Raw genomic sequence first — 10,308 nt, forward strand, 5'->3', positions numbered from 1 at the left:
CGCAGTTAGGTTATTTTTTCGAATCGGTATGAAAGCTGTCTTGTATAAGGAACCAATATGCTCTCTATCACCACCCTCATCATCGCCGCCGTGTTTTTCATTATTTTGCTGCTGGTGAGCATTTTCGTGCCCAATCCCATCACTTGGCTGATGACGCTGGCGCTGGGCGCAGTGTTTTACTTTATTTTGTGGCCGAAATACCAAGGCCAGCAACAAGCCGTGCGCCAAGGCGTGGAAATTCAGGCCGCCGTGCAGGAAGTGCGCCATTGGAACCAAAAACGCAGCGACACCATTGTCGACCGCTATGAAATCATCGCCGTGGCGCCTAATCCTCAAAACGGCAAAATGCAGCAATTCGTGAGCCCGCCCATGGGCGAAGATCCCGCGCCTTATCTGGGCAACAGCATCAAAGTAACCGTGGATTGGGCCAACCCCAAAGCTTATGTGATGGATATTTCTTTTTTGCCTTTTGCCGTGCATTGATAACCGCACCAACGAGCGCCCATCCAACTCATTCAAACAGGCCGTCTGAAAACATTCAGACGGCCTGTTTTCAAACGCAAAAAATGGTGTTAACCCGCTTTTTATTTCATATTTAATGTTAAACATGAATCAATTAAAGCCATTAAATAATTCAAGAAAAGCCGCTGCAAACAGATTGTTTTCCCACAAACGCGCTGTATAATCGGCCGCATGATCAATACAATATTTGCCCGATTCTCCAAGCTTGGAAACCAAGGCAGCATATCGGTATCAATCATGATGCAACAGCAAGTAAGACATTCCAACCCATCCACTTAATGAAGGAAACATTATGAGCAAACCTGCAATCGTTTTGGTACACGGCTTTTGGGGCGGCGCGGCGCATTGGGCAAAAGTGATTCCGCTTTTGCGCGAACAAGGCTTCGACAACATCCACGCAGTAGAAAACCCGCTCACTTCGCTGGCAGACGATGCCGAGCGCACCCGCAAAATGGTGAAGCAGATTGACGGCCCCGTGGTGTTGGTCGGCCACTCATACGGCGGCAAAGTGATCACCGAAATGGGTGATTTGCCCAATGTGGGCGCGCTGGTATTCATCGCCGCCTTCGCACCCGATGCAGGCGAGAGCGCCGGCGCCATCAGCCAGGCCAACCCGCCTGAAGCTTTTGCCAACATCCAGCCCGACAGCGACGGCTTTTTGTGGGTGGCGCAAGACAAATACCACCAAAGCTTCTGCCAAGATTTGAGCGAAGAAGAAGCTTATGTGATGGCCGTTACCCAAAAAGCGCCCGTGGGCGGCACTTTCGGCGACAACGTTACCGCACCGGCTTGGAAAGTGAAGCCCAACTGGTATCAAATTTCCTCTGGCGATCGCATGCTGAACCCGGAAAACTAAAAAATGATGGCCGCACGCATGAACCCGCGCAAAACCATCACCCTCGATGCCAGCCACGCTTCTCTGGCTTCGCGCCCGCAAGAAGTAGCCGCGTTTATTGTGGAAGCCGCCAACGCAGTGAGCGCATAAACCCATAAGCGTTTGCATGTAAACAGGCCGTCTGAAACCTTTCAGACGGCCTGTTTGTATGCAAACGCCTTTTTTGTCGCGCCTGCGCAGGCAGAAGCCTAGTCATGCGTACGATTACGTTTTGTTTTAACAAAGCTAATCGTACCTACGCCTGCTGGGCCCCCGTCTGCGCGGGTGCAACTGATATCTATAGTGGAATGCCGTGTTTTGCGGCGTTATACCCATTCGAAAAAAATAACCTAACTGCGTTGGCTCGCCTAGTCGTACTAGGGCGTCCTGACAATTACTTGTCATAAAAATAATCAGATAAAAGAAAGGCAGATAAGTTAAAATTTTTGTCGCCAAACAAAACATACTTATCTGCCATGCCTCGAACACTACTCAAAGATGAATACTGGTCAAAGCTGTTAAACATTCTGCTCGATTTAGGCGTTTACCACAAGAAAAATCTGCGCCTCAAAATAGAAGGCATACTTTACCGCATCAGAACCGGCATACCGTGGGAAGACATCCCGCCGTTTTTCGGTAAAGGCAATTCCCTGTTGCGCCTCTTCCATAGATGGTCGGAGAAAGGGATTTTTCAAAGCATACTCAATGCCTTGACCGAATTCCCCGATATGGAATGGGTATTTATTGACGGCAGCTATGTCAAAGTCCACCAATATGCAGCGGCAACTGTTGGAGAGGCAGCCGCTATCGGCCACAGCCGTGGTGGCAATAGCACTAAAATTCATTTGGCTGTCGATGCCTGTGGAAACCCTGTAGGTTTCAAGGTCACATCGGGAACGGTTAATGACATTACTGCGGCACCGGAATTGCTGGATAGCGTAGATTTATCCTCAACCGAAGTGCTGACTGCCGACAAAGGTTATGACTCTGACGCTTTCAGGCAGTTGCTTGCCGATATGGGCATCAGGCCGAATATTCCTTATAAAAAAGACAGGGAGCGTCTGAATGTGTGTATGGATTGGTATTTGTATAAAGCGAGGCATTTGGTAGAGAATGCCTTTGAAAAATTGAAACATTTTCGTGCGGTTACCACCCGTTACGATCGTTTGAAAAGGCATTATGAAAGCGTAGTTGCTTTAGCTTGTATTATGCTATGGCTGCCTTTATGACAAGTAATTGTCAGGACGCCCTAGGGGCTGTTCACATTTCATCCGTGCGTAAGATTTTGAGCGCAAAAGCGCGTTTGCAAGGCGAAAAGCGCAGCAAGGTTGGACACCTTGCGAGCATTTTCAACGTGGCAGGCGCGTTTTTGAGCCAAAAGATTGCCACGAGATGAATTGTGAACAGACCCTAGGTGTACTGTCGCAGGCTTCCGCCTTGTTATCTTATTTTTTCGAATGGGTATTATCGCAAGCATAAAAACCCACGGCTTGCATAAAATGTTAATGCCGTCTGAAAAAGCGGCTTCAGACGGCCTTTGTCAAAACTTAAACCGGTGATTTCTGTATATTAGTGAAATGCATAAAAGTGATACGGCAGGTAGGTTGGGTTGAAAACCCAACAAATCCACAAGCCGTCTGAAACGTTGTGTTTATCAACCCAATCTACGCCGTTGTAAAATGGTGTTCCGCATCACTTTTTTTGTATTTCACTATAGATTGCACCCATCCAAAAATAAGCTTGCTGCCTTATCTCACCTTGATTCGAAAAATAAAATAATGCCGTCTGAAAGGTTTCAGACGGCATCTTTTCGTCATGTGCGCGCGCCATGCGCGCGCGCCAGGCGCACGATGACGCTTTGTTTTAACAAAGCTAATCATGGCTGCGCTTGCTTTTTGATTCATTTGCATGTAACGGCGGCCGTCTGAAAATCCGCCCGAAAGCCGCATGAATTTGTTAAACTTGATACTCTTTATCAACATATCGCCCCTCATGCTCACCTATACCCCGCCTGAATCCCGTGCGCCCGTCCAAGCCCGCGAACATCCTTGGTTGCTGCTGTTGCTGGTGTTTGCCTGGCTGTGGCCGGGTGTGTTTTCGCATGATTTGTGGAATCCGGCCGAGCCGCAGGTGTATGCGGCGGTGGAAAATTTTATTCGCGGCGGCAATGCCTGGATGCCGGCGGTGCTGGGCGAGCCTTATTTTGACGTGTCGCCGGTGTATGTGTGGGTGGCGGCTTTTTTTCAGACGGCCTTGTCGCCTTGGGCGGCCGATGTTTATTCGGCCAGCCGTTTTGCCACGGTGTTGTTTACCGCCATCGGCCTCACCGGCTGCGGCATGGCGGGCTATCGTTTCTTAGGCCGCCATCAAGGGCGCAGCGTGGTGTTGATTTTAATCGGCTGCGCCGGCTTGATGATGAGCGGGCATTTTCTCGGCGGCATGTCGGTGGTGTTTGCCGCTTTGGGCATGTGTTTGTATGGTTTTTCATTGGTGCAAACCCGCGTGATTATGGCCGCTTTGCTGCTGGGCGCGGGCTGGGCGCTGCTTTCGCTCTCGGCCGGGTGGTTGCTGGCGGCGGCTTTTATGCTGATGGCGCTTAGCCTGCCGCTGAGCCGGCAATGGCGCATCAAGCGCTATTACATCACGCTGATCGGCGCTTTTGCTGTGGCGCTGCCCTTGATGAGTGTGTATCCGTTTGCGCTGTATCACACGGATGCGGCGGCTTTTTTTGTGTGGTGGCAATATCATCTTTTTGGCGATTTCGGCGGCAGCGCTTCTTTTCAGACGGCCTTTTCATTGCCTTATTATTTGAAAAATCTATTCTGGTTTGCCTTTCCTGCGTGGGCGCTGGCTTTGTGGACGGCCAGCCGCATCAAGCTTCATCAAGAGCGCTGGGGCGTGTTGGCGCTTTCTTGGCTGGCGGTGGCTTTTTTGCTGTTGGCGGCCAGCTCCAGCCGCTATCAAAATAATCTGCTGTGGCTGCTGCCGCCGCTGGCTCTGCTTGGCGCGGCGCGGCTCGATGGCTTGCGGCGCGGTGCGGCGGCTTTTATCAATTGGTTCGGCATTATGACTTTCGGCCTGCTGGCGGTGTTTTTGTGGCTGGGCTTTTTTGCGATGAACTATGGCTGGCCGGCCAAACTCGCCGAGCGCAGCGCCTATTTCAGCCCTTATTACACGCCCGACATCAGCATTATGCCCATGGTGGTGGCGCTCTCGTTTACGCCGGTGTGGCTGTGGGCGATTACCCGCAAACATATCCGCGGCCGCCAGGCGGTAACCAATTGGGCCGCCGGCATGACGCTGGTGTGGGCGCTGTTGATGACGCTGTTTCTGCCGTGGCTGGATGCGGCCAAAAGCTACCGCCCGGTGGTGGCGCAAATGGATGCCGCGCTGCCCGCCGAGGTGCGCAACGGCAGCGCCTGCATCAGCGTGGCCGCGCAGGCCCATACCGCCCGCCTGGCTTGGGCGCAATACAGCCCGCTTGATTTGAAAACGGATGATGCCGGCTGCGCCTACCGCCTGGTGCAGATGCCGCGCGAAAGTGCCGCACCGGCAGGCTGGCAAGCTGTGTGGCAGGGCGCGCGGCCGCGCAATAAGGAAGAAGGTTTTGCGCTGTTGCGGCGGGCAGATTAGGGTCTGTTCACAATATCAGGCACACGGTTGGCACAATATCTTACGCGCAGATGAATGGCATACAGCCTCTGAGGCATATTGTATGAATCGCTTTCAGACGGCCTTGCAAACAATTCACACCATAACCGTGCGTTTTCGGCTAACATTATGCCCGAACCCGAAAATCATACCCCATCCAAAAAAAGATAAGCTGGCGAGCCCGCGCGTTAAGTTGCTTTGGTTACCCATCCAAAAAAGTAAGCCGGCGAGGCAGGGCAACGCAGTAAGGTTATTTTTGAGCGGGTACAAGGATAAAAAATGAATCATAAACAACAATTACAACAAGGCCTGCAAGTGCTGGGGCTGAGCCTCAGCACCGCCCAGCAATTGCTGCTGCTGGAATACGTGGCGCTTTTGAAAAAATGGAACAGCACTTACAACCTCACCGCGCTGCGCGATGAAGCCACCATGATCAGCCACCATGTGCTCGACAGCCTCACCCTGCTGCCTTATATCGAAAATGCCCAAACGCTGATGGATGTGGGCTCGGGCGGCGGCATGCCCGGCATTCCCACCGCCATTTGCCGCCCCGATTTGCAGATTACGCTTCTGGATTCCAACACCAAAAAAACCACGTTTTTGCAGCAGGCCGTGATTGAATTGGGCTTGAATAATGTCACCGTGGCCAGCGGCCGCGTGGAAGCCATGCACGATAAAAAAGTGGATGTGGTCACCAGTCGCGCATTTGCCGAATTGGGCGATTTTATTGCGCTCACCAAGCATCTGCTCAACGAAAACGGCTATTGGGCGGCCATGAAAGGCGTGTATCCCTATGAAGAGCTCGAGCATGTGCCCTCCGGCATCGAAGTGCTCAAAGTGGATAAAATCGATGTGCCCATGCTGCATGCCGAGCGCCACATGGTGCTGATGCGCCCGAAGCAGGCATAAGAAAGGCTGAAAGATGAGCGCCAAAATCATAGCAGTGGCCAATCAAAAAGGCGGCGTGGGCAAAACCACCACCGTGGTGAACCTGGCCGCCTCGTTGGCGAGCAAAGGGCAGCGGGTGTTGATTGTCGATCTCGATCCGCAGGGCAACGCCACCACCGGCAGCGGCATCAATAAAGGCAGCATCCACAGCGGCGTGTATCAAGTGCTGCTGGGCGAGGCCGATGTGCGCGAAGCAATCAGCCGCAGCGAAGCGGGGCAATATGATGTGTTGGCCGCCAATCGGGCGCTGGCCGGCGCGGAAATCGAGCTGGTGCAGGAAATTGCCCGCGAAATGCGCCTGAAAAACGCGCTGGCCGATGTGCTTGACGATTATGATTTTATCCTGCTCGATTGCCCGCCCACACTCACCCTGCTCACGCTCAACGGCTTGGTGGCGGCTGAGGGCGTGTTGGTGCCGATGGTGTGCGAATATTATGCGCTGGAAGGCATTTCCGATTTGGTGGCCACGGTGCGCAAAATCCGCCAGGCAATCAACCCGCGGCTCGACATCATCGGCATCGTGCGCACGCTCTACAACAGCCAAAGCCGCTTGTCGCAAGAAGTGAGCGAGCAGCTGCAAAGCCATTTCGGCCGCCAGCTTTTCACCACCACCATCCCGCGCAACGTGCGCTTGGCCGAAGCGCCCAGCCACGGCCTGCCCGCGCTGGCCTATGATGCCAAAGCCAAAGGCACGCTGGCTTATCTGGCGCTGGCAGATGAATTGTTGGCGCGCATGGCTTGAGCCATTGCTGCTGAAAAGGCCGTCTGAAACTTGGGTGTTCAGACGGTTTGTTTGGTTTTGGGTGTGGGGCGAGTTTCATGCGTACGATTACGCTGCGCTAATCGTACCTACTCAGCGCCGTAGGTACGCACGCCGCCCAAAGGCGGCGTAATCGTACGCATGCATTGTGCACATCAGGCACGATATCGGCTTTAAGTTGATTGAAAACCGTACAGGCCGTCTGAAACTTGGCTGTTCAGACGGTTTGTTTTGGTTTTGGGTGTGTGGCGGGTTTCATGCGTACGATTACGCTGCGCTAATCGTACCTACTCAGCTGAAATTTTGATGTTCAGACGGCCTGTTTGGTTTTGGGTGTGTGGCGGGTTTCATACGTACGATTACGCTGCGCTAATCGTACCTACGCCGGCGGCGGGTGATGCCTGTGCTGTTCAAAGCGGCGCTAAATGATTACACTATGTGCTTTTGCGTTAAACCCGTTAAGATGAAACGATTGCTCACTTCGCTGCCGGTGTGGCTGATTTTGGCCGATATGGTGTATGGCTTTGCGCTCAATGTGATTCAGAGCTTTAATCTGAGCCGCGAGCCGCTGCCCAAAGACGGCCTGCCCGTGTCGCCCGATATTGCCTTCAGCGGCTTGCAGGTGCTGGCAAACGGCGGCATGATTTTAATCATCGGCTTTGGCTTGCTGGTGTTGCTCCAGCTCAACCGCACGGTGTTGCAGCGGCAGATTCTACCCATCGGCGTGTTGCGCACTTTGGGGCTGCTGGCGGTGCTGGCGTTTGCGGTGCCATCGCTATGGGAATGGGGCTGGGCGCTGCTGGATTTGGCCGGCGGCAGGCTCACGGTGTCGGCCGACAATATCCGCTATCTGTTGGTGGCGTTGTGCCAGCCGTGGGTGGCGCTTTTGTGTGTGTGGCGACTTGTCGGTTGGTATCGGCTGCACAAGCAGGCATCGGGCGCAGAAACTTCATCATAATCCGGCGCAAAGCGGCAAATCGTGCAGCCTTTCCAATATCAAACAGGCCGAAACCTTTGTAAAATCAGATATCTGTCGCACCCGCGCAGGCGGGTGCCTAGTGCAAAGCAGCGCTTTGCTTATCTTACGAAGTTCTGAAAATAATAAATCCCCTTTAAAATAAAATACTTTATCATCACTTTTTTATAACGCTTGCTGTTCAATAATACCAATTCAAAAAAGTAAGCTAATACCAATTCTAAAAAAATAACCTTACAAAATAAAAGCAGTTCGGCAACATCATCCGCGTAGGTCGGATTCTTGAATCCGACGTTTGGCCAACGGCCAAAGCGATGTGCGTGCCTTGTTCTGCGAACAAGTGTCGGATTCGAGAATCCGACCTACAGGTTGCCTGTTTGTATATTATTTTTTCGAATGGGTATAACAAGGCGGCGAGCCGCAGACAGTACAGATAGTACGGCAAGGCGAGACAACGAAGTTATTGATTCGGCAATTAAATATTGAAATGTTTATGCAGCATACTTCACCTTCGGATCTCTAAAATACGCAGCCACCCGTTGAGGATGGTTCTCCAGCATCCGCATATGATTCTCCGTTGCCTGCTTCAGTTTCGCTTTTGTACGATGCTGAACACGCGAGCCCAGTGCTTGTTTCAAATCCGCATTCAACCGTTCATCAGGGTTCAGCTCCGGGCTGTAACTGGGTAAATAAAACACTTCGATCTTCTCTTTATGCTTTTCCAACCAGGCTTTGACCGGCTTGCTGTGGTGAACCCGCAGGTTATTTAGTATCAGGAAGATTTTCTTACCGGCATCTTTGATTAATGCTTCCAGAAACTCAATCAGCTTGTCGCTGTTGAATGCATCTTCCACAATCATCCAGCGTGCCTTGCCCTGGTTGGTCACCGTTGAAATCATCGAAAGTTTATGCCGTGTCCCGCCTACGGTATAGGCTACCGGCGTTTGTCCTTTGGGCTGATAACCCCGCCCGCGTACATCGGTATTGACTACCGCTGTTTCATCACCCCAATGGATTTCCGCTTTTTCGGCTTTTGCCCGTTTGGCGATATCGGGATAGGTTTCCTCCAGCCATTGCTTCACTGCTTCGGGACGTTGCTCGTAGGCGCGCCGGATGGGTTTTTGCGGCGTAAACCCCCAGCGCTTGAGGTATTCGCCTACCGTACGTACCGGCAATTCGATAGCCAGCTCTTGCTTGATCAAGGCCATAACCGCCGCCCGAGTCCATAAGGCGAAGTCCATTTTCATCTGCTCGGGGCGCTTTTCACAGATAAGGCGCTGTATGTGGGCTTCCTGCTCTTCACTCAGTTGGCGGCAACTTCCTGATGGGCGTCCGCGCTTTTTGGGTGCCAATGCTTTGATGCCGTCTGCTTCGGCGATTTTGATGGCTGAGCGCGCGGTGACATGACCCATGCCGAGCATTTCGGCGATTTGCTCGGGTGTTTTGCCCTGTTTGTGCAGTCTGACTGCTTGCTTGCGCCGTTCGAATTGGGCTTCGGCTGCAAGTTTTCTTCCGTCTTCTTTTTCCATTGGGGAGAAATGGGGATTAATGTTGAAATTTCAATATTTAATTGCCGAATCTATAGGTTATTTTTTTGGATTGGTATAACTGAAGCTGTGCTTCAGACTAGGCTCCTGCCTGCGCAGGAGCGACAAAAAGGGCGGCAAGCTGCTGCAAAAAAGCCTTCCGCATTTCGCGGAAGGCTTTCAGACGGCCTGCATCAAGGTTGGACAGGTGCCGAGCCGTTGACTTCGATTTCCACACGGCGGTTGGGTTGCAGGCAGGCAATCAGCGCTTCGCGGCTGCCTGTGTGCGCGCACTCTTTCACCGGCTGCTGCTTGCCTGCGCCGTGTGCCTGGATCAGGCCGGCCGCGATGCCTTGCGCGATTAGGTATTGGCGCACGGTGTCGGCGCGCTGCTGCGACAAGGCCAGATTATAGCTGTCGCTGCCCAAATAATCGGTGTAGCCGGTAACGCGGATGCTTTGCAGGCGGTCAAACGATTTGAGCTTACCGGCCAAATCATCCAGCTCGGCGCGGCCTTTGGCATTCATGCTCGCAGCATCGCCTTTATCGAAGGCAAACAAGGCATCGGCAGACAAGGTGTAGCGGCGGGCTTCTGCTGCGGCGGGCGGGCAGGCGGCTTCGGCCGGGTCTACGGCGCGCCAATGGAAGCTGCGGGCGAATTTATGCTTGTCGAAAATCACTTTGTATTGGCAGGTGGTGATGTTGTCGGTGCCCTGCCCCGGTGTGCGGAAGTGAAACAGATAATCCCATTCGCGCACGTTAAACATGCCTTCATCATAATGCGGGCGGCCGATCAGCTTATAGAGCTCGTCTTTGGTCATGCCCGCCTCAATCGCGGCCAATTCGGCTTGCGTGGGGAAGGTGCCGCGATGTTTATCGAAGGTAACGGAATAAGGTTTGGGCCACACCGGCTCATCGGTGGTGCCGTTGGCCTTTACGTTGCTTTTGGTGGCACAAGCGGCCAACAAAGCCACGGCCAGCAAGGGAAAAGCGGTTTTGATCATTTGATTTACTTTCATTGCGTATTCCTTAATATGGGGTTCAGACGGCC

Annotated in this window: 10 protein-coding genes and 1 pseudogene; 8 read left to right on the forward strand and 3 right to left on the reverse strand. The window is 52.8% G+C overall.

Annotation, left to right across the window (positions count from 1 at the left end):
* Positions 1-57 precede the first annotated feature (57 nt).
* The 8 genes from LVJ78_RS11865 (at position 58) to LVJ78_RS11895 (ending at position 7,713) form a co-directional block, all read left to right on the forward strand.
* Complete coding sequence (locus LVJ78_RS11865; protein ID WP_132953537.1) at positions 58-483, forward strand: hypothetical protein; 426 nt, start codon at positions 58-60, stop codon at positions 481-483.
* A 331-nt stretch (positions 484-814) separates the two neighbouring features.
* Positions 815-1,378 carry an alpha/beta hydrolase gene (locus LVJ78_RS11870; protein ID WP_207894288.1) on the forward strand — a complete coding sequence of 188 codons (564 nt, stop codon included), beginning with the start codon at positions 815-817 and terminating at the stop codon, positions 1,376-1,378.
* 3 nt (positions 1,379-1,381) lie between these two features.
* Entirely contained in the window at positions 1,382-1,507 is a 126-nt protein-coding gene (locus LVJ78_RS12490) for a hypothetical protein (protein ID WP_279387852.1), read from the forward strand.
* A 365-nt stretch (positions 1,508-1,872) separates the two neighbouring features.
* Positions 1,873-2,625 (forward strand): IS5 family transposase, encoded by a 753-nt coding sequence (locus LVJ78_RS11875; protein ID WP_244802575.1) that lies wholly within the window; start codon positions 1,873-1,875, stop codon positions 2,623-2,625.
* Between the two features lie 763 nt (positions 2,626-3,388).
* Positions 3,389-5,029 carry a glycosyltransferase family 39 protein gene (locus tag LVJ78_RS11880; protein WP_132954938.1) on the forward strand — a complete coding sequence of 547 codons (1,641 nt, stop codon included), beginning with the start codon at positions 3,389-3,391 and terminating at the stop codon, positions 5,027-5,029.
* 297 nt (positions 5,030-5,326) lie between these two features.
* On the forward strand, positions 5,327-5,956 hold the full coding sequence (rsmG, locus tag LVJ78_RS11885) for a 16S rRNA (guanine(527)-N(7))-methyltransferase RsmG (protein ID WP_132954937.1): 630 nt from the start codon (positions 5,327-5,329) through the stop codon (positions 5,954-5,956).
* 13 nt (positions 5,957-5,969) lie between these two features.
* Complete coding sequence (locus LVJ78_RS11890) at positions 5,970-6,737, forward strand: ParA family protein (protein WP_132954936.1); 768 nt, start codon at positions 5,970-5,972, stop codon at positions 6,735-6,737.
* Positions 6,738-7,218: 481 nt separating this feature from the next.
* A complete protein-coding gene (locus tag LVJ78_RS11895) occupies positions 7,219-7,713 on the forward strand; it encodes a hypothetical protein (RefSeq protein WP_132954935.1) in 495 nt (164 codons plus the stop codon).
* Between the two features lie 509 nt (positions 7,714-8,222).
* Here the strand turns inward: LVJ78_RS11895 and LVJ78_RS11900 are convergent.
* From LVJ78_RS11900 to LVJ78_RS11910, 3 genes and pseudogenes are all read right to left on the reverse strand, one after another.
* Entirely contained in the window at positions 8,223-9,260 is a 1,038-nt protein-coding gene (locus tag LVJ78_RS11900) for an IS630 family transposase (protein WP_244802576.1), read from the reverse strand.
* A 191-nt stretch (positions 9,261-9,451) separates the two neighbouring features.
* The gene (locus tag LVJ78_RS11905) at positions 9,452-9,784 is read right to left on the reverse strand and encodes an OmpA family protein (RefSeq protein ID WP_243650381.1); all 333 of its coding nucleotides are present in this window, start codon (positions 9,782-9,784) and stop codon (positions 9,452-9,454) included.
* Positions 9,785-9,844: 60 nt separating this feature from the next.
* A pseudogene (locus tag LVJ78_RS11910) lies at positions 9,845-10,276 on the reverse strand (outer membrane protein assembly factor BamE); the annotation flags it as partial.
* Positions 10,277-10,308 lie beyond the last annotated feature (32 nt).

Origin of the sequence: Uruburuella suis, from assembly GCF_022870845.1 — a bacterium.
Classification (GTDB): domain Bacteria; phylum Pseudomonadota; class Gammaproteobacteria; order Burkholderiales; family Neisseriaceae; genus Neisseria; species Neisseria suis.

Bases quoted from the DNA above. Each gene is read 5' to 3' on its own strand.
- LVJ78_RS11865 (WP_132953537.1), top strand. From the start codon at position 58: ATGCTCTCTATCACCACCCTCATCATCGCCGCCGTGTTTTTCATTATT.
- LVJ78_RS11870 (WP_207894288.1), top strand. From the start codon at position 815: ATGAGCAAACCTGCAATCGTTTTGGTACACGGCTTTTGGGGCGGCGCG.
- LVJ78_RS12490 (WP_279387852.1), top strand. From the start codon at position 1,382: ATGATGGCCGCACGCATGAACCCGCGCAAAACCATCACCCTCGATGCC.
- LVJ78_RS11875 (WP_244802575.1), top strand. From the start codon at position 1,873: ATGCCTCGAACACTACTCAAAGATGAATACTGGTCAAAGCTGTTAAAC.
- LVJ78_RS11880 (WP_132954938.1), top strand. From the start codon at position 3,389: ATGCTCACCTATACCCCGCCTGAATCCCGTGCGCCCGTCCAAGCCCGC.
- rsmG (WP_132954937.1), top strand. From the start codon at position 5,327: ATGAATCATAAACAACAATTACAACAAGGCCTGCAAGTGCTGGGGCTG.
- LVJ78_RS11890 (WP_132954936.1), top strand. From the start codon at position 5,970: ATGAGCGCCAAAATCATAGCAGTGGCCAATCAAAAAGGCGGCGTGGGC.
- LVJ78_RS11895 (WP_132954935.1), top strand. From the start codon at position 7,219: ATGAAACGATTGCTCACTTCGCTGCCGGTGTGGCTGATTTTGGCCGAT.
- LVJ78_RS11900 (WP_244802576.1), bottom strand. From the start codon at position 9,260: ATGGAAAAAGAAGACGGAAGAAAACTTGCAGCCGAAGCCCAATTCGAA.
- LVJ78_RS11905 (WP_243650381.1), bottom strand. From the start codon at position 9,784: ATGAATGCCAAAGGCCGCGCCGAGCTGGATGATTTGGCCGGTAAGCTC.